Raw genomic sequence first — 26390 nt, forward strand, 5'->3', positions numbered from 1 at the left:
AGTAAGTCAAAATTTCCGCATGACTAATAGACCTAACGTTTTTCCATTTTTTTCGCAAGGTCTTTATGGTATAGTGAGATTAGCCTAGGTGATTATGAATGAGTAGAAGCAATTTCATAATCGTATGGTATGTTGTGTGAAATAAGGTGAAATGCCACTTTCAAGAACTTATTTATACACGCTATCACCGCAACCTTATGAGGTTTCCTCTGAGGTTGTTTTTTTAATTTGTCATAGTAATCAACGATGTGATTCTGTCCTTTTTTTCGTAATGAAATCATGGAAAAAATCATGAAATATAATATTTTCCGTAGTTTCTTATTGCCACGTTTATTGATACGATCTCTATATTGTGTATTACCTGACTGATATCGCATAATATCAATTCCAACGTATGCATTCAGCTGTTTGGCATTTTTAAACCGTCGTATATCTCCTAGTTCACCAATAATTCTACATGCCGTCACATCACCAATGCCAGGGAATGAACGAAGGATATGATATTCCTTTCTATCAAGAGATAAGGCAACCATTTTTGCGATAATTTCTTCTTTCTTATCTCTTAAGTCTGCAATTCTGCTTGCGTAATCCCTTACTTGTTCACAACGTACATCCGATGCATCGATAGCTGGGTATGAGTTTTTGGCAACTAGTAAAAGCTCTTGTGCCTTCTTATCTGCTAGTTTAAGAGAAAGATTTTTTTTGGTATTCTTTTTCAGGCTATTTCTAATTACTGTTTTTGAATGTACCAATAAAAATGATGGCTGCGGATACAATTGAACGATGTTCAAAAAGAGTGCTGAGCTTGGTGTAATCATTCGTTCTAGTTCCGGAAAAGATAATTGTAAAATCGCATGCATTTTGCCCCGTAGTTGGATTAATTCTTCATCAACTTCGTCGTAATAACGTGATAGGGCACGCATTTGATTATAATAGGTGTCTTGTTGAAATATTGGCTTACGGTTTATTTTAAAGTGTGTTTTAGCCAACTCATGCGCATCGCTTTTATCGGTCTTATTTCTTCGCATAGCTGCTGTCTGAAGTTTTGCCTCAAGTGGATTTAAGCGGCAATATATGTATCCACGATCTTGAAGAAATTTTTCCAAAGCCATTGAATAAACCCCAGTCGCTTCAAAAACAATTTCCGGTCTTTGACCCTTTTGTTGTTCTAACAATATCATTCGCTTACGAAGTGATTCGAAGTCCGCTTGACAATGATTTATTTCCCCTTCAAATATACAGCGTTTTTGATCATAAATAACTATCGTACTTTTACCTTTACTTACATCGAGCGCAACTACAGGTTTCATTTCGTCTCCTCCAATTAATTACTCATAGAAGTCTTCACATAACCTTATCGATTCCACTTTCTTATACACGATCTCTAGGGACCCAACATACTAACTTGATTCAAATAAGGGTGTGAAGTGAGCCTGTTTGGGGTGCGGATTCAATATTGATCCCAAAGTTAGATCGGCTTTTCTTCACTCCTACTATAAAAAAATAGTAGCACAAAACCATGGCCTTGGTTTTGTACTACTAATCTTAGTATGTTTGGGGGCTATCCGTGTAAGATTTACCTTACTTAGAATTCTTCTCCTCCTCCGACTAAATCGCTATTTTTTAACTCAAAGTGATCAAGCAATGCACGTACTTCATCCGTTGACAATGTTTCCATCATTTGACTTCTTAATTCACTTGCCCCTTTAAAGCCACGAACATAGATCTTAAAAAAGCGGCGAAGGGGCTTGAACGAACGTGGTTCTATTTTTGAATATTTATCGAAAAGATTCAAGTGCAGCCTTAAGATATCAAGCAGTTCTTTACTACTATGCTGCTTCGGCTGCTTTTCAAAAGCAAATGGATTTTTAAAAATTCCCCGTCCGATCATTACTCCATCTACACCATATTGTTCCACAAGCTCCATGCCGGTTTGCCGGTCAGGAATATCACCGTTGATGGTCAATAATGTATCTGGAGCGACCTCATCACGAAGCTTTTTTATCTCCGGAATTAGCTCCCAGTGAGCATCTACTTTACTCATTTCTTTTCTTGTACGAAGATGTATCGAGAGATTAACAATATCTTGTTCCAATACATGTCTTAGCCATTCAAACCATTCATCAATATACGTATAACCGAGTCTTGTCTTTACACTAACAGGTAGTCCTCCTGCTTTTGCAGCTTGTATTAGCTCTGCTGCAACTTCTGGACGACGGATAAGACCAGAGCCTTTCCCATTCCCTGCGACATTAGCTACAGGACATCCCATATTAATATCCAGACCTTTAAATCCTTGTTCAGCCATACCAATACTCATTTTTCTAAAATACTCAGGCTTATCCCCCCAAATATGGGCAACTATTGGCTGCTCATCCTCTGTAAAGGTCAAGCGCCCGCGCACACTTTGTCGCCCTTCTGGATGACAATAGCTTTCTGAGTTTGTAAACTCTGTAAAAAACACATCAGGTCTGGCCGCTTCACTAACGACATGGCGAAAAACAACATCTGTCACATCTTCCATTGGTGCCAATATAAAAAACGGTCGTGGTAAATCACGCCAAAAATTATCTTTCATAATCAAATTCCAATCCTCTCATTATGGGATATTGACCAAAACTAATCCCAAAATCAACTAACAAAGTATCCTTGCTTCCTTTACACTTATATCATGCTTAAGCCCTTTTTATCAAACGGATTGCCTAATTTAAACCCTTCAGAAAATTCGCACCTAAGGGAGAAACGATACGTAGTTCATTAAAAGAACACTCGTTTTTTCAACCTGGCTCGTGCGAAATGGATACAAAAAAAGAGCTCTCACTAACTGTGAGAACACTTGGCCTTAAAGGCATATTTCCTGCTTTTATCGATACCGGTGGTCGGGGTCGAACCGACACTCCGTAAGGAACACGATTTTGAGTCGTGCGCGTCTGCCAATTCCGCCACACCGGCAAGTTCGTTTATGGAGGCGGTAACCGGATTTGAACCGGTGATAAAGGTTTTGCAGACCTCTGCCTTACCACTTGGCTATACCGCCCTATATGGAGCGGAAGACGGGATTCGAACCCGCGACCCCCACCTTGGCAAGGTGGTGTTCTACCACTGAACTACTTCCGCATAATGGCTGGGCTACCAGGATTCGAACCTGGGGTACACGGGATCAAAACCCGATGCCTTACCGCTTGGCTATAGCCCAATAAAGTTTGTTTATGATTAAACACCGTTAATCATTCTTCTTAGCTTCTCCAGAAGTTGCCTTCTGGTTGTTTTATAGAAATAACAGGTTACCTGTTTTTCTTGACATACTGGTTGTTTTGTTCAGTTTTCAAAGAGCAAATATTTTTTAGTCGCTTTTTGCAGCAACTCTTTTATTATACCAGTTTGATTAGCGTTTGTCAATAACTTTTTTCAAGTTTTTATCATCAACTGTTTCGCTTCTCAAATTGGCGACTTTACTAATATATCATCTCAATAAGGTAAAGTCAATACCTTTTTTGCTTCAAAAAGCAAATGGGCCTGAGTGGACTTGAACCACCGACCTCACGCTTATCAGGCGTGCGCTCTAACCAACTGAGCTACAGGCCCATATAATCATGGAGCGGGTGAAGGGAATCGAACCCTCGTCATCAGCTTGGAAGGCTGAGGTTTTACCATTAAACTACACCCGCAAAGATGGAAATCTATTTAATTCTGCGATGGTCGGGAAGACAGGATTTGAACCTGCGACCCCATGGTCCCAAACCATGTGCTCTACCAAGCTGAGCTACTTCCCGGAATCATGGCGCGCCCGAGAGGAGTCGAACCCCTAACCTCTTGATCCGTAGTCAAACGCTCTATCCAATTGAGCTACGGGCGCATATGGTGCCGAGGGCCGGACTCGAACCGGCACGGTAGAAACCTACCGCAGGATTTTAAGTCCTGTGCGTCTGCCAATTCCGCCACCCCGGCATGGCTTGGAGCGGAAGACGGGATTCGAACCCGCGACCCCCACCTTGGCAAGGTGGTGTTCTACCACTGAACTACTTCCGCATAATGGCTGGGCTACCAGGATTCGAACCTGGGGTACACGGGATCAAAACCCGATGCCTTACCGCTTGGCTATAGCCCAACATCTGGCGGTCCGGACGGGACTCGAACCCGCGACCTCCTGCGTGACAGGCAGGCATTCTAACCAACTGAACTACCGGACCCGACCTATGCAATTAGGATGATGACCCGTACGGGATTCGAACCCGTGTTACCGCCGTGAAAGGGCGGTGTCTTAACCACTTGACCAACGGGCCATTAAAAAATGGCGGAGAAGGAGGGATTTGAACCCTCGCGCCGCTTACACGGCCTACACCCTTAGCAGGGGCGCCTCTTCAGCCACTTGAGTACTTCTCCATATGGCTCCACAGGTAGGATTCGAACCTACGACCGATCGGTTAACAGCCGATAGCTCTACCACTGAGCTACTGTGGAATAAAAGATCAATAACAATTGCAACGAGAAATATAATACAGCATTCTGAGCTAAAAGTCAACATTTTTTTATGATTTTCTCAACGGAAACTATGTAAGTTGAATCCACTGTATGAGACAGCTTAATTAATTTATCACGGATGACATCATTCGTCAATGGTTTATCACCATTTTTTTATATTTATTGTAGTATAATCCTCCCCTTACATTTTCCGCAGCGGTATTTAGATGTATTTATTCTTCTCATTCGTCTATACGTCTGATTACAATTTCTGCATTGATACTCATAATTATACTTCATTTGAGAAGGCAATGGTTTACAATGTCGAGGAGAGCCCGTAGCTTTTAAAAGTTCTTTGAATTCACGATCTCCGTGTTTATATCCTTTTCCTTCTATATGAAGATGATAGTGGCATAGTTCATGCTTTATAATTCCAATAAATTCTGTTTCATCCCTTTCCATCGCATACTTAGGATTGAGTTCAATGGTCTTCCTACCCGGAATATATCTGCCACCTGTCGTTCGTAAACGGGAATTAAAAGATACCTTATGTAAGAAAGGTTTATTGAAATGTACTATTGATAGCCTATCGACTAATTCAAATAACTCGTTATCATCTGGAAGCCTCATCAAAATTCTCTCCTTATCAATAAGCTATTCTAATATTTTAATATACTATCGATTTTATTGCAGCATATTTTTATTCTTTCCTATATTATGTGTCAAAAATGTTATGTTCGTTATTTAAAATTATTGTAATTAAACATTGATTTTTATTTGAATTATATTATAATATTAAGTGTAGATATATTAATACTTAGTAAAAGAGAGGAGATTTACATTGAGTAATAAAAGAAATACTTTGACTACTGCTGCTGGTGCACCAGTAAGTGACAATCAAAACTCAATTACAGCTGGACATAATGGACCTACACTACTACAAGATTTTAATTTACTAGAGAAGCTTGCTCATTTTAATAGAGAACGTATTCCTGAACGTGTTGTGCACGCAAAAGGTGCTGGTGCATTTGGGTACTTCGAAGTTACAAATGACGAAATCTCAAAATATACGAAAGCTGATTTCCTCAGTGAAAAAGGTAAACGTACGGATATGTTTATCCGTTTTTCTACAGTTGCAGGTGAGCTTGGATCTGCAGACACTGTTCGTGACCCTCGTGGTTTCGCAGTTAAATTTTATACAGAGGAAGGAAACTATGATTTAGTTGGTAATAATACACCAATCTTCTTCATACGCGATGCAATTAAGTTTCCTGATTTCATTCATACACAAAAACGTAATCCACAAACTCATTTGAAAGATAAAGACATGGTATGGGATTTCTGGTCTCTATCTCCAGAATCATTGCACCAAGTAACCTATCTTCATAGTGACCGTGGTATTCCAGCCACCTTACGCCATATGAATGGATATGGAAGCCATACGTTTAAATGGGTTAATGAAGAAGGAGAAGCATTTTGGGTTAAATACCATTTCATTAGTGAACAAGGTATCAAAAACCTAGACCCTGCTCTAGCAGATAAAATTGCTGGTGAAAATCCTGATTATCACACAGAAGATTTATTTAATTCGATTGAAGAAGGCGACTACCCTGCATGGAGATTATATGTACAAATCATGCCTTATGAAGATGCTAAAACATACAAATGGGATCCATTCGATGTAACAAAGATCTGGTCTAAAAAAGACTATCCACGTATTGAAGTTGGCCGCATGGTATTGAACCGTAACCCTGAAAACTACTTTGCAGAAGTAGAACAGGCTGCGTTTTCACCTGGTCAATTCGTACCTGGAATTGAAGCATCTCCAGATAAAATGCTTCAAGGGCGTTTATTCGGATACTCTGATGCTCACCGCTACCGCCTAGGTGCAAATCATCATAGCATTCCAGTAAACCGTCCTAAGAACGAAGTAAATAATTATCAACGTGATGGCTTTATGAGTGTAGATGGTAATGGTGGAAACAAACCAAACTATGAGCCAAACAGCGTGAATGGTCCTACAGAAGATAGCGATGCTAAAATTAAGCCATTTGAAGTATACGGAGAAGCTGATAGCGTTGCTTACGACAGTGACGATCACTATACCCAAGCTGGTGACCTTTACCGTCTTATGTCATCAGATGAAAAAGAACGTTTGGTTCAAGCTTTTGTTGATCATATGACTCCAGTTACAAAAGATGAAATTAAACTTCGTCAAATTGAGCATATCTACAAAGCAGATTCTGAATGGGGCGAACGTGTAGCCCAAGGTCTTGGTTTACAAGTTCCAGAAGGCGTAAAATAAGTAACACTAATGAAAGAAGCATGGCCCTTTTGTGAGCCATGCTTCTTTACTTTTCTCCTTCGATCATCGATAAAGCAATTCTTCCCTTATTAATATCTATATTCTCTACCCAAACTGTAATTACATCTCCAACCGAAGCAATATCCATTGGATGCTTAACAAATGAATGAGACATTTTGGAAATATGAACAAGTCCATCTTGTTTCACTCCAATATCTACAAACACACCAAAATCAACAACATTTCGAACAGTTCCTTGCATTTCCATACCTGGCTTAATATCTTCCATTGCTATCACATTCTGCTTTAATAAAGGTTGTGGAAAATCATCACGCGGATCACGCTCTGGCTTCGTTAATGCTTGTATAATATCAATCAATGTCGGTTCGCCAATCCCTAATTGTTCAGAAACTTGCTTAGGATCTATAGCATAAATCCCTTCACGAAGTTTATCTGACCCAATATCGCTTACATCGCAATTTAACATTGTTAACAGGTTTTCCGTGTTTGAATAACTCTCTGGATGAATGGGAGTACGATCAAGCGGGTTATCTCCATCAATAATTCTAAGAAAACCAATGCCTTGTTCATACGTTTTTGCACCTAAGCGAGGTACTTTCTTTAATTGTTTCCGATTCGTATATTTCCCTTCTTCATCACGCTGTTTCACAATATTCGTTGCGACGGCTTTGCTAAGTCCCGAGACATATTGTAATAACGATGCGGAAGCAGTATTTACATTTACACCAACCTGGTTTACTGCTGTTTCAACAACAAAAGATAATGATTCATTTAACGACTTCTGACTCACATCATGTTGATATTGGCCAACTCCTATGGATTTTGGATCAATTTTAACTAACTCAGCTAATGGATCTTGAACACGTCTAGCAATGGATACCGCACTTCTCTCTTCTACTTGTAAATCCGGAAATTCTTCTCGAGCTAGTTTAGAAGCTGAATATACACTGGCTCCTGCTTCATTAACGATAATATATGGCACTTGTAATTTGTTTTTTCCGATAACATTTGAGATAAATTGTTCTGTTTCTCGGGAAGCTGTACCATTGCCAATGGCAATCAACTCAATCTTATAAGTCTTTATGAGCTCCATCACCGTCTTTTCTGCTCCAGCAACATCATTTCTGGGTGCTGTTGGATAAATAACACCTATTTGATGCACTTTACCTGTTTCATCGATCACAGCTAGTTTACAACCGGTACGAAAGGCTGGATCTACACCCAGTACAGTTTTTCCTTTAAGAGGCGGTTGGAGTAATAGGTTCTTCAAATTCTTAGAGAAAACGTCGATTGCTTGTTGCTCTGCACTTTCTGTTAGACTGTTACGAATTTCACGCTCAATAGACGGTTGGATCAATCGTTTATAACTATCTTCAATTGCATGCTTTAAGACTTGAGTCAACGCTTCAGATGTTGCTTTTGTAATAACATTCCTTTGTAAATACTCAATAATTCGTTCCGTTGGTGGGTTTACAGACACTTTTAATATACCCTCTTTTTCACCACGATTCAGTGCTAAAATGCGGTGTGATACAAGTGAACGTATCGCCTCATGAAATTCATAATACATCTCATATACTTGTTTCTCGTCTTTCTCTACATCTTTTTCCTCGGATTCAATCATACCACGTTTAAACGTTTCTTCTCGCATAAATTCACGATATGCTGGCTCCTCTGAAATCCATTCTGCCATAATATCGTTTACTCCTGCTAATACATCTTCAATTGTATGTAATTCTTGTTCTTCTGATATATAGACAGCTGCTTCTTCTTGAATATCTGTAATCGATTGCTGCCAAATCAATTCTGCTAATGGTTCGAGACCTTTTTCCTTAGCTATTGTCGCTCGTGTACGTCTTTTTTGTTTATAAGGGCGATAAAGATCTTCCACTCGTTGTAACTGCATGGCTTGCATAATTTCCTGCTGCAGTTCATCTGTCAATTTCCCTTGATCTTTAATACTGCGCAATACTTCTTGCTTTCTTTCAGCTAAATTAACCGCATAACTCCATTTATCTTGAACAGATTTTATCTGTACTTCATCTAAACCACCCGTTATCTCTTTGCGGTAACGTGCAATAAACGGTACCGTATTACCTTCTTCTAATAATCCAATAACCTTATTTACAATCGAAGTGTTTACTTCTGTCTCTTTTGCCACCCATTGGATTAATTCTTGATTCTGTTCGTTCGCCACACATTTTCCTCCTTTACATCCAAATCTATTTTATCATAAATCGAAAACTGAAGTTGAATACAACCTCACGCTACAAATTGTACGAAGATTCGTTCTCCATTGACGGGATACAAGAAAAAAAGCTGACTCTTTTCATTGTCAGCTTTGCCTAAAATGCATTGCAATAAGTGTTGTATCGTCTTTTCGACTAGAGTCGCTTACATATTCAAAGGTTTGCGTAATTTCATTCACATCTTCTGTCATAATGTATCGTTGAGATAGATCCTTATCCGTTACTCCATCAGAAAACATGATAAACATCATATCTTCCTCCAATTTCTCACGGATAATTTTAAAAGGACGATGATAACCTGCAAGGTACCCAGCATTAGGTATATTTCTCTTCTTTTTTTGCTTATCATTAACCGTTAAAATACCAATGTTGCCAATGGAAGAAAATGAATACATATTGGACTGAAAATCAATCTTCAAAATGCCGATTACTACGCCGCGCTTCCCTTGTAATTGTTTATTACACTCTTTTATGATGCCCTCTATACTTGTGTGCATATTCTGTTTAATAATATCGATCACTATTTGGGATGACTCTTTTGCATACTCACCACTGCCTAATCCGTCGGCTACAGCACATACAAATTCTTTATCTGTCTCTTTATAAAAATAACTATCGCCACAGTAGTAATTTCCTTCTTTCGCTTGTTGAAAGACAGATACTTGTACATGTTGCATTCTTAATCAAAGACCTCTGAGCTCTCAGACTGAATTGCTTCTCTTAATTTACGTAATGAACGACGCTGTAGTCTTGATACATGCATTTGTGAAATCCCTAATAGTTCGCCAGTTTCTTTCTGACTGCGATTTTCAAAATAGGTATACTGAAGAATTTGCTGTTCTCTTTCAGATAAGATAGGTAAAATTTTCTCCAGTAACATTTTTTGATCGATCGAATTATAACCGTCCTCTTCTTTACCAACTAAATCTAAAATAGCTACCGTACTTCCATCAGAATCTGCTTCGATTTTTCTATCTACAGATAATGCTTTATAGCTTTTGCCCATTTCCATTGTCTCTAGAACATCTTCTTCTGATACCTCTAGATAATCCGCTATTTCTTTAACTGATGGAGATTTTTGCGTTTCAGTGGTTAATGTGTCTACTGCTTTTTTTATTTTTGGTCCTAACTCCTTAATTCTCCTTGGTACATGGACACTCCATGTTTTATCGCGGATAAATCGTTTAATTTCTCCAATAATCGTGGGTATTGCAAAGGATTCAAAAGATTTACCAAAAGCTGGATCATACCTACGAACGGCAGCTAGTAACCCAATCATACCTACTTGAACTAGATCCTCATGTATACTACTATTCTTAGAGTACTTACGTGCAATAGATTCTACGAGATCCTTATAGGTGAGAACAATTTTTTCCTGCAGACCTTCATTAGTAGGATCTTGTTGTAACGATTCAATTAATTGGTAAACCTCATCTCTTCCGCTATTGTGTGGTTGAGATTTGGTCGTCATCAAAGCCCACCTCAGTTTCATTTAAATACTTTGTCATTAAAACAATAACCCCATAGTTATTATTTATTTGTACTTTATCCATTAATGCATCGATTAGGAACAGACCAAAACCTCCCTCTTTTAGGTCTTCGATCGAATCCGTATGCTTATAGGGGCCGATTCCGTCTTTCACTTCGTTCAGATTAAAACTACCTCCATGATCAGCTACCATAACTTCTAGTCTATCTTCGTACACGCCAAAACCGATGGTAACTTCTCCATCATCATTGTCTTCATAGGCATGTGTAACGGTATTCGTAATTGCTTCCGATATAGCTACTTTTAGATCTTCAATATCTTCATAAGAAAAGCCCATGCGATTTGCTATCCCCGAAATACTTAATCGCACTACTCCAACATATTCTGCTTTTGCAGGAACTTTTAGTTCAATAAAATCAAATCTTTCCATTATTCACTTCCACCCCGAATCGCAGAATTGATATCCATAATTTCATCTAAACCCGTAATCTTAAAAAGACGAAGCACACGATCTTGAATGTTAACAAGCGTCATTTGACTATTATTCTCTTTGGTCGATTTTAAGGCACTGATAAATATTCCTAAACCTGTACTATCCATGTAATTCACCTGTTCTAAATCCACCTCTACTAAATGACCGGATTGCTTTGTTAAAGGTAGTAATGCTTCTTTTAATTCTGGTGCAGTATATGCATCTATTTCACCTGCGAGGTTAACAATTGACTTATTCGTTTCTTCTACAACATCCACACTTAAATTCATACTCTTCCTCCTATATCAGAACGATATAATTCGTAACTCTAGTTTTTACCCTTTCACAAGGGTTTACCCATTTTATTTAACCATTAAACCTCTCTTCGTATGATTAGTAACGTAAAATCATCTCGTAACTCAAATTCTTGAAGTCGTTCAAAATGTTTAAATACTTGGTTGACCATTTCCTGTGCTGGTAAATGTGCATAGTATCTAATTACTTCTAACACCTCTTCACTTTCAATAAATCGGTCACCATCACGGCATTCTGTAACTCCGTCCGTTAACATAATTACCATATCATCTTTGTTAATATCCATCTCATATTCAGGATACGCTGTATCCGGAGTTACCCCGAGTACAAGCCCTTTTGTTTCAATCTCCTCAAAGGTATCATTTGCAGCATTATAATAATAACCAGGTTCATGACCTGCCGATGCATAACGAAGTTTATGTTCCGAGGGAAGATACTGTGCATAGAACATTGTAATGAACATACTGGGGTCAACATTTCTTTCTACCACACGGTTTAAACTATTTAAAATAGCTTTTGGGCTCATAACATCTTCTGGATAGCTATCCATGGAATACTTAATCATGGACATGCATAATGCTGCTGGAATACCTTTACCAATCACATCAGCCATCGCAATACCTAAAGAACCATCTCTCCCTTTGATAAAGTGATGATAGTCTCCATTCATTTGATGAGCTGGAACGCTAATTATGCCGATGTCTATCCCCTCGATATCTGGCTTCGTTGTACCAAGCAAGGTTTCTTGCATGCTAGCTGCGACCGATATTTCCGATTTTAATTCAGATTGTTTCTCGCGTAATGTTTGATATTCTTGATGAGCAATACCATAGGCAATCATGGCTTCTAGTAAGAAGTTCATTGAATACTGTATGTCTTCACTCAAACTGGGGTATAACTCTTCCAATGCTTGGATATGCATATTAACGATTTCATCTGGTAAGATATTGTTTTGTATAAAGGATTTGCTGGCCTGTTCTACTTCATATAGGGACTGTTCATCCCTTGTCTCCATATATCGCTTCATTAACTCTTTATATGTTTCGGCATCCAATTTCAATATATCGTCCACCTCTCTTCCCCCTATCTCCCTATGAAACCAAGGATTGTTACGATCTAAAACAACACAGGGTGTGTACAATCATAATGTACACACCTTGAGCAAAAAGTCATTCTATCTCACCCATTTAATTGCTTTGACTCTCGTTCCCTTTTCTACTTCGGATTGGAGGTCAAATTCATCCATAAGTCGTTTAACACCAGGTAACCCAGCACCTAATCCACCTGAAGTAGAATACCCATCTTCCATAACTTGTCCAATGTCTTCGATTCCAGGACCAACATCGATCGCTACCATACAAATCCCTTTATGTTCCATGTTATCTATTATTTCAAAACATATTTGTCCATGATCAGCATACAAATAGATGTTTCTAGCCAATTCTGAGATCGCGGTAGCGATACGTGCTTGATCGACAGTCCCAAATCCAATTTTTTTCGCAATATCTCTGCCTAACTGCCTAGCCCCAACAATATCCCACTCTTTATTTATGTTTACGCAAGATTGAGGTTTCATGCGCTATTCCCCCAATTCCTGGTAGAGTTTAATAAGACCCTGTTCTAAGTCTAATGCAGTTGGCACATTCTTTAAGTGTATTCCTAAATCAATTAAAGTCATTGCAACTGCTGGTTGGATACCGGTTAAAACTACCTTTGCCCCCATTAAATCAGACATTGTAACCACATCGCCTAAAACCTTGGCAATGAAAGAATCTATAATCTCTACAGATGTTAAATCAATGACTACTCCAGATGACCCGCTTTTATGGATCTTATCGAGTAAGTCTTCTTGAAATTGAATAGCTGTTTGATCATCTAATTCCGTCTGAATGGAAATTAGCAAATAATTATGGAGCTTTAGTATCGGTATACGCAAGATTCTACTCCCCTTTCAATGATTTAATCATTTGTTCCATGTTATCTTCTTTACTTTCTATATCGACAACTTGTCTGTTGGTTATTTCAAGTGCGGTTCGGAAGCCTTTTTTCAAAGAGCTTTTTGTTGGAAATTTGCCTAAGTCAATTCCAAGGTTTACAATCGTTTGAGCAATTTCTGGACGAATCCCTACTAATATACAAGTAGAACCAATTAAGCGTACTGCTTCTGCAGCTTGAATAATATGGTGAGCCACCATCGTATCAACGACAGGAACTCCTGTAATATCGATTAACACCACTTCGGAGTTATGTTTAATTACACCATCAAGCAAGTTCTCCATAATTAATTTTGCCCGTTCTGTATCAATTGTTCCAATTAACGGCATGATTGTAATACTCTCCATTACTGGAATCAGTGGTGCAGATAACTCTTGAAGTGCTACACGTTGTAAAGAGACCGTATTTTCCCAACTACCGGAATACTCATTAACCAATTGCCTAATCAGCGGCTCTACCCAAGTATCTACACTTCGAAGTACAGATGAGATAAATGCAGAATCCACTTGTTCCGATTGACTTAAAATATAATCTACTGTTACCCTGCGAAATACTTGTAGCCCATCAATGATATAACTTAATGGCCAACCAAGATTAATGATTTTCTCCGAAAAGCTTTCAACCGATTTCGGTGATCCAGCGTTTTTTATACTTGTAAATATAACATTAACAAACTCTCTATTTGTGCTTTCAAATAATTCATCAGATATACTTGAAGTGTAATTCCCATCCTTTAGTGAATGAATTTCACCCATCCACATTTTCACTATGGAATCACTGTTTTCGATCGCAACCTTTTTAAACTTCTCGTCCATTTCCATACCTCCAACGTATTTAGAGATTTGTTTATTTGTTCTTATGTTGTCAAATTATCTGTTTTAGAAAATTGTCGTTCCTGGCTAAAATTGTATAAATTTCACAATAAATTAGTTAAAAAACACTAGTAATGTCAAATTAATTGTAACACAGAAACAAATTCTATATATAATATTATCTTGTAACAAACATAAAAATACCCTTGTTCCGCATAACAAGGGTATCGTCATTGACCATACATATCTTTCAGCCCCAGACTTATTTCTAATGCCTGGTTAATTTTAGTCATCATCTCTTTATCTAATCTTGTAATTTTATCTGTTAGCCGTTGTTTGTCAAGTGTTCTTATTTGTTCTAGCAAAATAACGGAATCACGATCAAACCCATATCGCTTTGCATCTATCTCCACATGCGTTGGGAGTTTAGCTTTTTGAATTTGCGCTGTGATAGCCGCAACAATAACGGTAGGACTGAAACGATTCCCGATATCATTTTGCAGGATCAATACCGGGCGTACGCCTCCCTGTTCTGATCCGACAACAGGGGAAAGGTCAGCGAAATATACTTCGCCTCTTTGTACGATCAAGTGATTACACCCCGATCACTGAGCGTTCCAAGGTGTTTTCTGCCTCCTCTTCAGCTTGAAAAGCTTCTGAAGCAATTGTTAAATTAATGCGGCCCATTTCTTCATAGCCTTTTTGCATATTTTCACGAAATTGTTGGAAATGCTCATCTCTTTTGTGTTGAAGATAGTTTCTTGTAGCCTGACATATGAAATCACTTAAATCACTATTCTCATACTTCATTAGACCATCCACCTCATTTAACAGGTTTTTCGGTATTTTCACTAATACTTCTTGTAAACTCTCTGACAAAACCATCACACCTCCGCCAACTGTTGAACGAACTTTGTAAAAGTCATTTTCAATAATATCATTGAATTCGCCCATTTGCAAAGGGTTGCCCGAATTTTTTCTAAAAAAGTCGTTTGTTTTGTCGTTTAATAGACTTCTATACGTGGTATATGAATAATTTAATCCGTTATGAAGAGCTTTTCCCTAAAGACCTTTATATATTCGTGGAATCCGCTTATTAATCACACAAGGAATCTCATAGTTAATCGTTTCAGCATATTCCGACACCTCATCCATCGGAATAAATGCATCATTCTGGTGACCAATGAAAGTCACTTTTGTTTCAACAGGGTATGCGCGATCCAGCCGTACCATCGTTTGATCCATACAAATCCTGCCTACGATAGGCATTCTTTTTCCGTTAATTAAAATAGAGAACCCTTGCATTTTTCGTAACCAACCGTCCCCATATCCAATCGGAATTGTACCAATCCATTCTTCCTTTTTAGCTGTATAGGTACATCCATAACTTATCGAATCTCCTGCTTGAATCTGTTTCACATGCACCAATTGACTATGCAAAGAGAAGGCCTGCTTCAATTCTATATCTCCTTGTTCTTTAACAGCTTTAGAAGGATACAATCCATACATGGCAATACCAAAACGTATATAATTGTACATACCTTCTGGTAACCGAATAGCACTAGCGCTATTACCAATATGGATATCTAGATTACCATTCCAATTATCTTGTAAAAGCGAGAGCCCCCTTTCAAAGCGTTTTTTTTGTACATCAAAATAGGTTGATTCTGGTTCATCGGCTGTTGCAAAATGGGTGTATACTCCTGTTAAATATATGCTTGAATTTTTATTTAATGCATATAAGATAGCATGTAGTTCTTCTTCCGTTCTTATTCCGATTCTTCCCATTCCTGAGTCAAGTTTTAGATGGAGCTTCAATGGTTTCGTAAATGAATACGTGTTAACTTGCTGTATCCATTCTTGTTGAAAGAATGTTAATGTGATATTCTGCTCTGCAGCAATTATTGCTGATGCTGGTGGCACCCAACCCAGTACTAAAATTGGTGCAGTTATACCAGCATCTCTTAATTCAAGTGCTTCTTCCAATAAAGCTACTGCCAATGCCTCAGCCCCTGAATCTAAAGCTTTTTTGGCAACCGGAATACTTCCATGACCATAACCATCGGCCTTCACCACAGCAATTACTTTTGTATGATTAGGCATCTTATTCTTTATTGTATTTATATTATATGCAATAGCATTCAAATCTATTTCTACCCATGTACTTCTATGTAAATCCACAAATCTTGACTCCCTTCCGAAAACCAATTTTGTCTCCTTTTGCTACTTTTTAGCTCTACCTATTATTTCTTGTCTTGTCAAGGCTGTCAATTCTTTTACGACGTAATACGATTCTGATTCCAAAAATAAAAGCAGACTCTATTTAGTGAGAGTCTGCTTTATTATAATGGCATATTATTTCACTTCTTTGCTTTGTACGGATTGCGCTACTTGGATGAGTTCTTCTTTTGTTAACTCATCGCTAGCTAACATGAAGTCTACTCCATCATGCGTCCACTCGATGGAGTTGTCTGAAATTGCTCCTACCGCAAAACCTAAGTTTACAATTTCGCCTGCTACCTCATTTGGGGATGCCATGGTTTTTTGTGCTTCCGCTTTTTCTTCTACTAAGGTAAAGTTCTTTTCTCCTTCAAATGTTAAAATGACTCTTTCCCCATTTTCAGTTGAAGCTTCTTTCTTTTCGGTTAATTCTGCACCAGCCATGTATGAAGGATAAAATACGGTAAGCGAATTTTCTCCTTTATCACTTGAAACTGGCTCCTCTTGAGATCCACTACTTGCCATATTTTTCTCCATTGAAAAATCGTCATCTTCAAACGATGCTTCTTGATCGAAATTTGAGAACTTCACCTCTACTAAAGCATTTCTATCTTTATCTAGTACATTCACTTGTACAGGCTGTAATGTCTTTTTATCAAAGTAAATTTCTTGAAATGGAAGATTGTTATTGCTTTGATAATTTGTTTTTGTTTTAAACACATAATGGGAATCGGTTACTTCAAATTCCGCTTCTTTATCTTTTTCAATATCATTAATTAATGATTGGTATAGGTATGGTTGACTACTATTTTCCGGCCATTCAGATTGAAACTTAAAACTTTTGCTTAAAGCTGGTGTTAAAACAAATACACCATCCTCATTTTTTAAAATGATTTGGTTACCCTTTTCATCCTCATTACTGGATAACCCTACTCGATACAAATCATCTTTTTTATGCCAAACGTCAATATTAAACATTTGTTGTTCTTGGCCAGTGTTCATACTCATTTCAGCTTTTGCTTTATAGCCATCCATTTCTTCCATATTATCTTTTAGGTCTGCAACCACATCCTCCTGTGTCTTTTCTCCACAGGCTGATAATAATAGAACAAAGCCAAATACAATGATCCAACCACCGATTTTTCTTTTCATGAACATATCTCCCTTGTCTCAATTAAAAAACAAAGGGAACCTTATCACCTAAATACCTCTCAAGAAATGGTACGATAAACGTTAGCTATTCCGTCAATCACATCACTGGCTAATAGATCATGATGAGAGTGCTGATGTTTAATTAAAAGATCTGCGGACTTCCCATGAACATAACAGGCATTACAGATGGCATCAAACATGTCTTGTCTCTGCATAATCATTGCCAATATAATCCCTGTTAACACATCTCCACTTCCCCCTTTAGCAAGACCTGGATTACCAGTCATATTTACCGACTGCTTTCCTTCTGGAGACGTGATAATACTATACATCCCTTTTAAAACCAGATAAACGTCAAACTTTCTAGCAAATTCGGAAGCATAACGAAAAGGTTCTACCAAAATTTCGTTAACATTCGCCCCTAAAAGCATGGCCATTTCTCTAGGATGTGGCGTCATAATGGTAGGGGATTTTCGTCTTTTTAAGGATGTGAGATATGGTTGAATATGATGTAGTCCATCACCATCAATAATAATTGGACAATTGGCTTCACTAACAACATCTCTTACCAACTCACTCGTAAATGCTTTTCTACCCATCCCCATTCCTAATGCGATTGCGTCATAATCTTGTACATTTACTTTCGAATCATTATTGATAAATCCATCTGTCGTAGATAATACGGCATAAGTTGCTTCCACATTCGTAGACGCAATACGATTAATTACATGTTCTGATGTAGCCCCAGTAATTAATCCCGCTCCTGCTCTTAGAGCTGCTTTTAGTGTCATAGAAAGCGCCCCCGGCATTTCCGTGCATCCTCCAATCACCAGTCCCTTTCCATGTGTTCCCTTATGATCATCTGGTTTTCGACCGGGAAAACAATCTCGAACATTCGTCTCGTTCCAAATAGACTTGCTTGTACTTAACTGGAATGCTTTTTTGGGTAAACCAATGGAAACAAGTTCCCATGTACCGTAATAAGGAGATGTATGATTTAAAAACGCACTGATTTTTGGTGCCCCGATAATAAAAGTGTATGTTGCTTCTACTGCACTAAATTCAACTGTACCTTCATCAGCTGGTAAACCAGACGGAACATCTACAGAGATTACCTTTTTGGTTTGTTGGTTAATAAGCGAGACCAATGATAACAAAGGTTCTCTTAATTCCCCTTTCACGCCAATGCCAATCATTGCATCAATAATAATATCTGCATCTAACACCTCTGTTCCATCGATTCCATCGAATAAAGATAGACTGCCTCCACAATTCTCATAAATACGTTTATGAAAAGATGCATCTCCTCGTATTTTACTATCTGGAACCACTTGTAACACATGGATATGGTACCCTTGATCCATCATTGTCCGAGCAATAACAAAACCATCTCCACCATTATTTCCTGCACCAGCTAATACACAGATTTTTTCCTGTTTAGAGCTCATTGCTGTGATCTTCTCAGCAACGGCTCGTCCGGCATTTTCCATCAGCAATTTCCCATCTAAACCAATTTCCTGCATTGCGAACTTATCAATATCGTACATTTCCTTCGCGGTGACAATAAACAATTTGTTCCCTCCTACCCGCACTAAAATATATGAGACAACCTTTCTGTTTATGCATTTTGTTCATCTTCTTCAATGACAACCTGTGCAGCAGCATAATCGTTACTATGTGTAATCGACAAGAAGATATTAACTTTCTCGTAACCAGAAGCAGTTAATTTAGGTGCTCCACTCTCACAAGATTGTATTTCAATATCTTGAAAACGAAGCTTTCCAATTCCTGTACCTGCTGCTTTAGCAAATGCCTCTTTGGCAGCAAATCTTCCAGATAAATACTCTATTTTTCGCTTATTACTTTCTAGTGTGTAAAATTCCTCTCTTTCTGATGGCGTTAAAATTCTCTCAATAATACGGTTATTCGTTTGAATACTTTGTTCTATTCGTTTTAATTCTATTAAGTCTAATCCAATTCCCTTTATCATCGACCACGAACCCTTTCTAACTAAAATGCAAATGATTATATTTTTGATTGTTATTTTAGTACGATAAAATTGGTCATACTACTTGTAGTATTTTATTACAATATAATAACAATGATTTACAGAACCATTATCCTTTTATAATATAAAAATCGGGGGAGTCTATTCCATGTTTATTCGAAATGAAAGAAGTTTGAAAGAATTTATAACGTCTTATCCTGTTGTTTCTACATTAGTGATTGTCCACTTAGCATTATGGTTAATTATTAACTTCCTACAACTGTCTATCGGTGAAACAATTTATCAATTAGGAGCTGGGAGTAATTTTTATATCAATCAAGGTGAGTATTGGCGGCTTGTAACGCCAATATTTCTTCATGCCGATTTAATGCATGCCCTATTTAATTCTTTCTCCCTCGTATTATTTGGTCCAGCCTTAGAACAAATGCTAGGGCGCACAAAATTTATTATTGCATATTTGGTTGCTGGTATTGCCGGGAACCTCGGAACTTATTTCTTCGGCCCCTCTGAATTTTGGTACGTCCACGTAGGCGCATCAGGTGCTATTTTTGGTTTATTTGGTATTTACGTCTTTATGGTGGCATTTCGTAAACATTTAATAGATCAGACAAGCTCCCAAATTATCCTTACTATTTTCGTTGTTGGTCTCATTATGACATTTATACGAGCAAATATAAACGTATATGGACATATATTTGGGTTTATTGGCGGCTTTGCAATAGCACCTGTCGTTTTAGCGAATGCTAAAATGTATAATCCATGGGTAACTATGGCAACGCGAAGGAAGGATGACAGCGAAACCATATCATTTGACCCTAACCGCTGGAAAAAGAAACGAATTCCACGTTCCATGAAAAAAAATATATGGTGGATCATTTTCATCCTCTTAGTTTTATTAGGAATAATTAGTAGAATAATGTAGTGGCGAATACGGAGTTGAACCAAAAAGCAAAGTAGATAAAGAGTAATCCGAACGAACATCCGAGTAAACGAAGTAATATTCGAAGTAGTTCGGATATTTTATCGTTCGTTTTTAAATGATGATGACTAAGACAGTCCTGATTCCTAATGAAAAAGCCCCATCCAAGTTGGTTGTGCCGTTCCTCGAAAGTATAGTCTGTTTCAGATTGGGTTTAAAGCAAAAATAAATTATCCGATTTTCGTGTTACTCGTTTTAGTTATGTACCAGCCAGCTTTATTATCAATTACTATTCTTGATTGGAGTAATACTAATGGCAAATATAAGTGAAATAGCTAGATTAGCTGGAGTATCTGTTACGACCGTATCCAGAGTACTTAATAACTACAAATATGTATCAGAAACCAAAAGAAGCAAAGTACAGAAAGTGATAGAGGAACTCAATTATACCCCAAATAAGAATGCAATCGATTTGATACGTGGTGAAACAAAGATGATTGGTGTAATTATTCCGTACAATAATAATCAAGCATTCGACCAAATGTTACACGGCATTCTAAATCAATCTACGGTATATAATTATTCTGTCACTGTACTCCCAACAAAATATGATAACAAAAAAGAGATGGAGTATCTTACGATGCTAAAGAATAAATTTTTAGATAGTCTTATTATTACTTCCCGTTCCAATGATTGGGAGAAGATCGTTCCGTACACGAAATATGGATCCATTATTTCATGTGAGTATACAACAGCTGAAGAAGTTGGTTGTGCGTATATCGATCGCTATGCTTCCTATGTTGATACATTTCAAATGCTTAAAAAGAAAGGCTATACAAACATAGCAATTACTACTGCGAGAGCCAATGAAAGCCTTAGTACCAGGCAAACCATCCAAGCTTACCATAAAGTAATCGGAAAACTCCCACCCCATTTACATATTTCCGGTTGTTACCGTTTGGAAGATGGCTATCGAGCAGCCCATGAATTTTTGCAATTGAATGATCGACCACATGCTATTTACGCAAATGGAGATGAGGTTGCTGGCGGCATTTACAACTATGCACAATCAGTAGGAGTGAAAATACCCGATGAGCTAGCAATTGTCGGCCAAGAGAACCAGCCTATTGGAATAGCTCTTGATCTTTCAACAGTCAATCATCGCTTAATGAAAGTTGGTGAGCAAGCATTTCAACTTGCTATTCAAAAATCACAAGCAAAAGTCAACGTTCCTTATGAAATAATTCAACGATCTTCTATTTAACTATTGACCTGAAATCCATTTCATCCTCTAGGATAAACATAGCAACTATTCTTAGGAGATGATGATGGTGTATCAAGTATTTATTTTTGATTTGGATGGAACGATTATTGATTCAGAAAAAATTGGATTGGAAGCATTACAAGCAACATTATCCGAGATGGGAATCGTTAAAGATCTTGAAGAACTACGTTTTTCGATTGGTATTCCAGGATTAAGAACACTCGAAGTCTTAGACATTTCCGATACTCAAACAGCGCTCGATACTTGGTTCCAAAAACAACAGCCGCATATGCAAAATGTCCCTATCTTTAGAGATATTCTCGAAGTAATCAAGCGATTACCAAAAACAGGAATTGTCACATCCCAAACCAAAAAAGAACTGCAAGCAGGTTTTGAAAGGCTTTCAATTGCACAGCATTTTCAAACAGTTGTATCTGCAGATGACACAGAATACCATAAACCAAATCCAGACCCGTTGCAGTTAGCCTTACAATACTTAAATTGCGACTCAAATGAGGCTATATATATTGGGGATTCCCCTTATGACATGGAATGCGCGAAATCAGCAGGAGTAGATTTCGGGGTAGCAGCATGGGGACTGACTTCTACTACCAGATTTACAAATGCGGAATATATATTTAAAAACCCCTATGAGATTTTGCAGTTAACCACCTAAGCTACCGCAGAGGCTAGGACCCAATAAAGGTCGTTCACTAAAATCCGAACAATAATATAGTGGTGAAGTAAATCCTGATAAGAAATGCGGTTCGATCCGTAGATTCCTGCAGGAACATCGCGAGCTGAAGTCCCCCTAAAAAGTGAAGTGTTTATGGAGCTAGAATAGAACCTGTTTTTGGTAAACAAATAATCCGAACTGATTCGAGTGTGAAATCGTTCGGATTATTAAATGATAAAATTCTTTGACTTCCCTTCCTTTTTACACTCGGTATGAAAACCAATCTGCTAATGAATCTGCTTGGACATCTTTTACTTCCTTTAATTGATAATGTTTACCAGAACCGTACTTTCCGATAATAGATAGTTTAAAGTTAGCAAGGTTTTGCTTTCGATGTGCAATGTGTTGTTTCTTTTCATAGGCTTGAATACGCTTATGAAACAAGACGACTGTTATCCTACTAAAAGTGCGGCAGCGGATCATTAATCGTTTTTCTTGTATAAGAAAGCCTCCATCTGAATAACGGAGATAACCTAGATATAACCCAAGTATAAGAAAAACAATGACAGTCCATAAGAAAGTTGGAATAAATATAGCGATTGGTATCGCGATTAGAATAAATGGGATAACTCCACGAAGCATATAAAATTTCTTCGCCTTGATTGGGAGTTTTCTCCATGTTGGCTCGATTGGATAACTATAGGAAGGAAGGAGTGTCCTCAAAAAATCCTCCACTTCGTCTTTTTTCATGATTGGAAATAATAAAGTGGAATACTCTTCTCCTTTATCTAAGGAACCACCAGCTACTTCTGCAAATAAAGAAACATAACCAAAGGGTTGACGAATCATGCTTTCTTTCATACCAATGGCTTGAATACGTTTTAAAGGTATAGTAATTTGCTTTTTTTCTAGTAGGCCTCTCGTAATAAATAATTCTTCATCACGCCTCTCAATACGGAAATGACCGTACTTAACCATCGTCCCTACTATTCCAAGCAGCCATAGAACGAATAAGAATCCAATTGTTATTATAACGATAAGCACAACGCTTAGCCCAATTATCCACTGTATCGTATGATCAAAATAATTATCAGGAATAAATTGTTCTAATTCGGACAATGCAAAAGCGATAAAAGCTAATAATACACCGATGCTTCCAGATGTTGTTCCAGCAATGAACAACCGCTTGTTGGTAATTTGATAAAAAGGTGCTTGTACGGTCTTCGTTTCTCCAACTTCCGATGTAGCTACCTTGGTTACTTTCAAAAGATTTCTTAGTTGTTCAGCCTCTGCTACCTTCACCGCAGTTAGAGAAGCTTCTGCTGAAGTACCTGAACCAGCAGTTTCTATTTGTACTTTTGCTAAGCCTAATAACCGATGCAGGACATTAGCTGTTAAATCGATTGATTGAATACGTCCCTTTGAAATATACCTTTTCTTTTTAATAAAAATTCCAGATTCAATACGCAGTTCCTCATCAGTCACTGTATAAGTGAATCGCAGCCAAGTAATGGTACTAAAAGTGACAAGAAGTACAGTTACAAGCGTAATCGCTCCAATAAAGTACATAAAATGTTCATCGCGAAAAGCAAAAAAAGCTACAACGATAGGGATAATCATTTCTCTGAGTGACTTAAAAAATTGAAACAAAATAACAGCAGGGTGCATTCGTTTTGCTCTATACATCTTCTTCATCCACCCTTGCTAATTCTGAGATCCGATCTCGCAACACGGAGGCGTCTTCCTCAAGTAAAGCTGGTATCTCATGTGTGGTAGCAGCTGTGGATATTGTCACACTTGCTAATCCATACCTTTTTAATATTGGCCCTTGTTTTGTATCCACATGCTGTACACGTATCATGGGAACTAAAGTCCTCGAAACAATAATAATGCCATGCTGTATGTAAATCTCTTGGTCAAACACTTCGTATCTCCAGCGCCGCCAGCGAAGAGCTGGCAAGTATTGTATTGCAATATACGCCAATACGATAATTACAACCAAGCCAATGATGCTGTACCAAATAGTAAAATCAAAGAGCATACTAATAATAAATGCAGCTATCCCAATGATAATAAGGATACCAAAAAATATTGCTTCGGTAATTCTCCATACCTTGATAGCGTCTTGAGCTATCGTATGTTTCGGAGGTTGTCTCATGTCCAATCACCTTGTTTTTTAATTTTCTTCTCAACTAATACGATACATCGATAGAATATGTTTCATTTTATTCTTATCCTACCATGAAGCTCATCTATACTAAACCATATAAAAAAAGCTTCTTGCTATTCAAGAAGCTTTTTTTATATTAACTAATCTCTATTTCTCCGCTTTTGAAAATTACCTTTCCGATTACGGCCACCCTGGTTGCGGCCGCCTTGACCACTACGACCACTTTGACCGCGTTTCCCGTAAACACGTTTATTATTTGAACGTCGACTATCCTTCGAACGTTGTGCTTTTTTAACACTTACTGGTGCTACAGAAGATATCTTAACAGGAGTGTCTTTGCGCTCCTTGGTTAGTAACTTCAATGCTGCAGCTACGACTGAAACAGAATCGTGTTCTTCTAATAGTTGATTGGCCGTTTGGTGGTAATCATTCAAATCTTTCTTCTCAATCGTACCTTTAATTTTATTTAATGATACTTGTTGCTGTCCCTTTTGGGCATCATGATTCGTTGGAGGTACCATACGTTTCATTTTACTTTTCGTTACTTTTTCAATTAATTGCAAGTGTGCCATTTCTCTTGGAGTAATGAATGAAATGGCTGCGCCAGTTCGACCAGCACGTCCCGTACGACCGATTCGATGAACATAACTTTCTGGATCTTGTGGAATATCAAAGTTATACACATGCGTAACACCAGAAATGTCCAATCCTCTAGCAGCCACATCTGTCGCAACTAATACATCAACACGACCATGTTTGAATTTCTTAAGGACGGACATACGCTTACCTTGGGTTAAATCGCCATGGATTCCTTCAGCTCGATAACCTCTTGCTTGCAAACCTTCCGTAATCTCATCGACACGTTTCTTCGTACGACTAAAAACGATCGCTAAATCTGGGGAATAAATGTCCAAGTGATTATTTAACGTATCAAATTTATATTTTTCCGGTATTTCAATGAAATACTGATCAATATTTTCAACCGTCATTTCCTTCGCTTTAATCTTAATTTCTTTTGGACTTTTCATCAAATTTGTTGCGATTTCTCTAATTTCTTTAGGCATTGTTGCTGAAAACAATAATGTTTGCCTTTCTTCTGGAATTCCTTTTAAAATATCACGAATATCATCAATGAATCCCATATTCAACATTTCATCTGCTTCATCTAATACAGCAGTCTGAATATAGTTTGTACGAATTGTTTTCCTGCGCATATGGTCTAATAGTCTTCCTGGTGTAGCAACAACGATTTGTGGACCATCCTTTAAAGATCGAATTTGACGATCCATGGGTTGACCACCATAAACTGCAAAAGCGCGTACTCCTTTAAGCTTTCCTAGCCTATTTAATTCTTCTGCTACTTGAATAGCTAATTCTCTTGTCGGCGCTACTACTAATCCTTGAATTTTTCTTGCTTTTGCATCTAATTTTTCTATCATTGGAATACCAAAAGCAGCGGTTTTCCCTGTTCCAGTTTGAGCTTGTCCAATTAAATCATTGCCTTCTAAAGCAAGTGGAATTGTTTCTGCTTGTATCGGTGTAGCTTCTTCGAACCCCATTTTTTCTAATGCTTTCATAATGGAAGTTGAGATGCCTAATTCTTTGAATGTTGTCACCTATTCCTCTACTCCTTTTTTTGTGATTGTAAAAGAGGCCTTGGTTGCTTCTATACTTTAGTTCTTGATATCGTTCCCGCGTTCACAGTATAGTAAAAGCTTATCTTTAAGGGAATTTTACACAAAAATCGTATGACTTTATTTATATTCTAAAATCAGAATGTATTTTTATACTTCTAAAGTACAAAAAGGCTTCACCATAATGGTAAGAGGCCTCAATCGTAAGTTCATGCAATCAATATGATA

Annotated in this window: 25 protein-coding genes and 15 tRNA genes; 4 read left to right on the top strand and 36 right to left on the bottom strand. The window is 37.8% G+C overall.

The genetic code is table 11. From position 1 onward, the window contains the following. Window positions 1-92: 92 nt before the first annotated feature. From BN990_RS15325 to BN990_RS15410, 18 genes are all read right to left on the bottom strand, one after another. Entirely contained in the window at window positions 93-1310 is a 1218-nt protein-coding gene (locus BN990_RS15325) for an IS110 family RNA-guided transposase (RefSeq protein ID WP_038245750.1), read from the bottom strand. 275 nt (window positions 1311-1585) lie between these two features. Next, a complete protein-coding gene (locus BN990_RS15330) occupies window positions 1586-2578 on the bottom strand; it encodes a tRNA dihydrouridine synthase (protein ID WP_038246072.1) in 993 nt (330 codons plus the stop codon). Window positions 2579-2870: 292 nt separating this feature from the next. Further along, window positions 2871-2952 (bottom strand) — tRNA-Leu (locus tag BN990_RS15335). An 11-nt stretch (window positions 2953-2963) separates the two neighbouring features. Continuing rightward, a tRNA-Cys gene (locus BN990_RS15340) sits at window positions 2964-3037 on the bottom strand. 5 nt (window positions 3038-3042) lie between these two features. Beyond that, window positions 3043-3117 (bottom strand) — tRNA-Gly (locus BN990_RS15345). Between the two features lie 4 nt (window positions 3118-3121). Then, window positions 3122-3196: transfer RNA gene (locus BN990_RS15350), tRNA-Gln, on the bottom strand. Between the two features lie 315 nt (window positions 3197-3511). After that, a tRNA-Ile gene (locus BN990_RS15355) sits at window positions 3512-3585 on the bottom strand. A 9-nt stretch (window positions 3586-3594) separates the two neighbouring features. Continuing rightward, window positions 3595-3668, bottom strand: a tRNA-Gly gene (locus BN990_RS15360). Between the two features lie 28 nt (window positions 3669-3696). Beyond that, a tRNA-Pro gene (locus BN990_RS15365) sits at window positions 3697-3773 on the bottom strand. Between the two features lie 6 nt (window positions 3774-3779). Next, window positions 3780-3856: transfer RNA gene (locus BN990_RS15370), tRNA-Arg, on the bottom strand. A 3-nt stretch (window positions 3857-3859) separates the two neighbouring features. After that, window positions 3860-3948, bottom strand: a tRNA-Leu gene (locus BN990_RS15375). 6 nt (window positions 3949-3954) lie between these two features. After that, window positions 3955-4029 (bottom strand) — tRNA-Gly (locus BN990_RS15380). 4 nt (window positions 4030-4033) lie between these two features. Continuing rightward, window positions 4034-4108: transfer RNA gene (locus BN990_RS15385), tRNA-Gln, on the bottom strand. A gap of 5 nt (window positions 4109-4113) precedes the next feature. Further along, window positions 4114-4190: transfer RNA gene (locus BN990_RS15390), tRNA-Asp, on the bottom strand. Between the two features lie 21 nt (window positions 4191-4211). Next, window positions 4212-4283, bottom strand: a tRNA-Glu gene (locus tag BN990_RS15395). Between the two features lie 9 nt (window positions 4284-4292). After that, window positions 4293-4383 (bottom strand) — tRNA-Ser (locus BN990_RS15400). Between the two features lie 3 nt (window positions 4384-4386). After that, a tRNA-Asn gene (locus tag BN990_RS15405) sits at window positions 4387-4461 on the bottom strand. 180 nt (window positions 4462-4641) lie between these two features. Continuing rightward, entirely contained in the window at window positions 4642-5091 is a 450-nt protein-coding gene (locus BN990_RS15410) for a SprT family protein (protein WP_021288577.1), read from the bottom strand. A gap of 211 nt (window positions 5092-5302) precedes the next feature. Between BN990_RS15410 and BN990_RS15415 the strand changes: the two genes are divergently transcribed. Next, window positions 5303-6766, top strand: coding sequence for a catalase (locus BN990_RS15415; protein WP_021288578.1), 1464 nt, complete (start codon window positions 5303-5305; stop codon window positions 6764-6766). Between the two features lie 46 nt (window positions 6767-6812). On the opposite strand, the gene BN990_RS15420 is transcribed toward BN990_RS15415, so the two are convergent. The 15 genes from BN990_RS15420 to acpS form a co-directional block, all read right to left on the bottom strand. Then, window positions 6813-8984, bottom strand: a complete 2172-nt coding sequence (locus tag BN990_RS15420; RefSeq protein WP_021288579.1) for a Tex family protein — start codon at window positions 8982-8984, stop codon at window positions 6813-6815. Between the two features lie 138 nt (window positions 8985-9122). Continuing rightward, entirely contained in the window at window positions 9123-9713 is a 591-nt protein-coding gene (locus BN990_RS15425) for a SpoIIE family protein phosphatase (RefSeq protein WP_021288580.1), read from the bottom strand. A gap of 2 nt (window positions 9714-9715) precedes the next feature. Beyond that, window positions 9716-10507: an RNA polymerase sigma factor SigB gene (gene sigB, locus BN990_RS15430; RefSeq protein WP_021288581.1), complete on the bottom strand. Its 792-nt coding sequence runs from the start codon at window positions 10505-10507 to the stop codon at window positions 9716-9718. Continuing rightward, a complete protein-coding gene (rsbW, locus tag BN990_RS15435) occupies window positions 10479-10955 on the bottom strand; it encodes an anti-sigma B factor RsbW (protein WP_021288582.1) in 477 nt (158 codons plus the stop codon). The genes sigB and rsbW overlap by 29 nt, the downstream gene beginning before the upstream one ends. Further along, window positions 10955-11287, bottom strand: coding sequence for an STAS domain-containing protein (locus BN990_RS15440; RefSeq protein ID WP_021288583.1), 333 nt, complete (start codon window positions 11285-11287; stop codon window positions 10955-10957). The genes rsbW and BN990_RS15440 overlap by 1 nt, the downstream gene beginning before the upstream one ends. A gap of 83 nt (window positions 11288-11370) precedes the next feature. Continuing rightward, a complete protein-coding gene (locus tag BN990_RS15445) occupies window positions 11371-12384 on the bottom strand; it encodes a PP2C family protein-serine/threonine phosphatase (protein WP_021288584.1) in 1014 nt (337 codons plus the stop codon). 102 nt (window positions 12385-12486) lie between these two features. Then, a complete protein-coding gene (locus tag BN990_RS15450; RefSeq protein ID WP_021288585.1) occupies window positions 12487-12888 on the bottom strand; it encodes an anti-sigma regulatory factor in 402 nt (133 codons plus the stop codon). A 3-nt stretch (window positions 12889-12891) separates the two neighbouring features. After that, window positions 12892-13248 carry an STAS domain-containing protein gene (locus BN990_RS15455; protein WP_021288586.1) on the bottom strand — a complete coding sequence of 119 codons (357 nt, stop codon included), beginning with the start codon at window positions 13246-13248 and terminating at the stop codon, window positions 12892-12894. A gap of 4 nt (window positions 13249-13252) precedes the next feature. Next, window positions 13253-14122, bottom strand: coding sequence for an RsbT co-antagonist protein RsbRA (locus BN990_RS15460; RefSeq protein WP_021288587.1), 870 nt, complete (start codon window positions 14120-14122; stop codon window positions 13253-13255). 227 nt (window positions 14123-14349) lie between these two features. Further along, window positions 14350-14709, bottom strand: a complete 360-nt coding sequence (locus BN990_RS15465; RefSeq protein ID WP_021288588.1) for a type II toxin-antitoxin system PemK/MazF family toxin — start codon at window positions 14707-14709, stop codon at window positions 14350-14352. A gap of 4 nt (window positions 14710-14713) precedes the next feature. Then, window positions 14714-14998 (bottom strand): CopG family ribbon-helix-helix protein, encoded by a 285-nt coding sequence (locus BN990_RS15470; protein WP_031334858.1) that lies wholly within the window; start codon window positions 14996-14998, stop codon window positions 14714-14716. A gap of 183 nt (window positions 14999-15181) precedes the next feature. After that, window positions 15182-16300, bottom strand: coding sequence for an alanine racemase (gene alr / locus BN990_RS15475; RefSeq protein ID WP_021288590.1), 1119 nt, complete (start codon window positions 16298-16300; stop codon window positions 15182-15184). 174 nt (window positions 16301-16474) lie between these two features. Then, entirely contained in the window at window positions 16475-17491 is a 1017-nt protein-coding gene (locus BN990_RS15480; RefSeq protein ID WP_021288591.1) for a LolA family protein, read from the bottom strand. Window positions 17492-17550: 59 nt separating this feature from the next. Then, window positions 17551-19062 carry an NAD(P)H-hydrate dehydratase gene (locus tag BN990_RS15485; RefSeq protein ID WP_021288592.1) on the bottom strand — a complete coding sequence of 504 codons (1512 nt, stop codon included), beginning with the start codon at window positions 19060-19062 and terminating at the stop codon, window positions 17551-17553. Between the two features lie 47 nt (window positions 19063-19109). Next, entirely contained in the window at window positions 19110-19481 is a 372-nt protein-coding gene (acpS, locus tag BN990_RS15490) for a holo-ACP synthase (protein ID WP_021288593.1), read from the bottom strand. 166 nt (window positions 19482-19647) lie between these two features. Between acpS and BN990_RS15495 the strand changes: the two genes are divergently transcribed. The 3 genes from BN990_RS15495 to BN990_RS15505 all read left to right on the top strand — a co-directional run bounded on the left by BN990_RS15495 (window position 19648) and on the right by BN990_RS15505 (window position 22358). Beyond that, window positions 19648-20421 carry a rhomboid family intramembrane serine protease gene (locus BN990_RS15495; protein WP_021288594.1) on the top strand — a complete coding sequence of 258 codons (774 nt, stop codon included), beginning with the start codon at window positions 19648-19650 and terminating at the stop codon, window positions 20419-20421. 310 nt (window positions 20422-20731) lie between these two features. Further along, window positions 20732-21682 carry a LacI family DNA-binding transcriptional regulator gene (locus BN990_RS15500; RefSeq protein ID WP_021288595.1) on the top strand — a complete coding sequence of 317 codons (951 nt, stop codon included), beginning with the start codon at window positions 20732-20734 and terminating at the stop codon, window positions 21680-21682. A 67-nt stretch (window positions 21683-21749) separates the two neighbouring features. After that, entirely contained in the window at window positions 21750-22358 is a 609-nt protein-coding gene (locus BN990_RS15505) for an HAD family hydrolase (RefSeq protein WP_031334859.1), read from the top strand. A 261-nt stretch (window positions 22359-22619) separates the two neighbouring features. Here the strand turns inward: BN990_RS15505 and BN990_RS15510 are convergent, their stop codons facing one another. From BN990_RS15510 to BN990_RS15520, 3 genes are all read right to left on the bottom strand, one after another. After that, complete coding sequence (locus BN990_RS15510; RefSeq protein ID WP_021288597.1) at window positions 22620-24044, bottom strand: PH domain-containing protein; 1425 nt, start codon at window positions 24042-24044, stop codon at window positions 22620-22622. Continuing rightward, window positions 24037-24516: a PH domain-containing protein gene (locus BN990_RS15515; protein ID WP_021288598.1), complete on the bottom strand. Its 480-nt coding sequence runs from the start codon at window positions 24514-24516 to the stop codon at window positions 24037-24039. Before BN990_RS15515 ends, BN990_RS15510 begins: the two co-directional genes overlap by 8 nt. 152 nt (window positions 24517-24668) lie before the next feature. Further along, entirely contained in the window at window positions 24669-26144 is a 1476-nt protein-coding gene (locus tag BN990_RS15520; protein ID WP_021288599.1) for a DEAD/DEAH box helicase, read from the bottom strand. Window positions 26145-26390: the final 246 nt, after the last annotated feature.

The sequence above is a fragment of the Virgibacillus salexigens genome, assembly GCF_000723585.1.
GTDB lineage: Bacteria > Bacillota > Bacilli > Bacillales > Amphibacillaceae > Virgibacillus > Virgibacillus salexigens.

Excerpts from the sequence above, each read along its gene's own strand:
- BN990_RS15480 (WP_021288591.1), bottom strand. The coding sequence starts at position 17,491 with ATGAAAAGAAAAATCGGTGGTTGGATCATTGTATTTGGCTTTGTTCTA.
- BN990_RS15510 (WP_021288597.1), bottom strand. The coding sequence starts at position 24,044 with ATGTATAGAGCAAAACGAATGCACCCTGCTGTTATTTTGTTTCAATTT.
- BN990_RS15500 (WP_021288595.1), top strand. The coding sequence starts at position 20,732 with ATGGCAAATATAAGTGAAATAGCTAGATTAGCTGGAGTATCTGTTACG.
- BN990_RS15450 (WP_021288585.1), bottom strand. The coding sequence starts at position 12,888 with ATGAAACCTCAATCTTGCGTAAACATAAATAAAGAGTGGGATATTGTT.
- BN990_RS15410 (WP_021288577.1), bottom strand. The coding sequence starts at position 5,091 with ATGAGGCTTCCAGATGATAACGAGTTATTTGAATTAGTCGATAGGCTA.
- BN990_RS15460 (WP_021288587.1), bottom strand. The coding sequence starts at position 14,122 with ATGGACGAGAAGTTTAAAAAGGTTGCGATCGAAAACAGTGATTCCATA.
- BN990_RS15330 (WP_038246072.1), bottom strand. The coding sequence starts at position 2,578 with ATGAAAGATAATTTTTGGCGTGATTTACCACGACCGTTTTTTATATTG.
- BN990_RS15495 (WP_021288594.1), top strand. The coding sequence starts at position 19,648 with ATGTTTATTCGAAATGAAAGAAGTTTGAAAGAATTTATAACGTCTTAT.
- BN990_RS15425 (WP_021288580.1), bottom strand. The coding sequence starts at position 9,713 with ATGCAACATGTACAAGTATCTGTCTTTCAACAAGCGAAAGAAGGAAAT.
- BN990_RS15440 (WP_021288583.1), bottom strand. The coding sequence starts at position 11,287 with ATGAATTTAAGTGTGGATGTTGTAGAAGAAACGAATAAGTCAATTGTT.
- acpS (WP_021288593.1), bottom strand. The coding sequence starts at position 19,481 with ATGATAAAGGGAATTGGATTAGACTTAATAGAATTAAAACGAATAGAA.
- BN990_RS15325 (WP_038245750.1), bottom strand. The coding sequence starts at position 1,310 with ATGAAACCTGTAGTTGCGCTCGATGTAAGTAAAGGTAAAAGTACGATA.
- rsbW (WP_021288582.1), bottom strand. The coding sequence starts at position 10,955 with ATGGAAAGATTTGATTTTATTGAACTAAAAGTTCCTGCAAAAGCAGAA.
- sigB (WP_021288581.1), bottom strand. The coding sequence starts at position 10,507 with ATGACGACCAAATCTCAACCACACAATAGCGGAAGAGATGAGGTTTAC.
- BN990_RS15515 (WP_021288598.1), bottom strand. The coding sequence starts at position 24,516 with ATGAGACAACCTCCGAAACATACGATAGCTCAAGACGCTATCAAGGTA.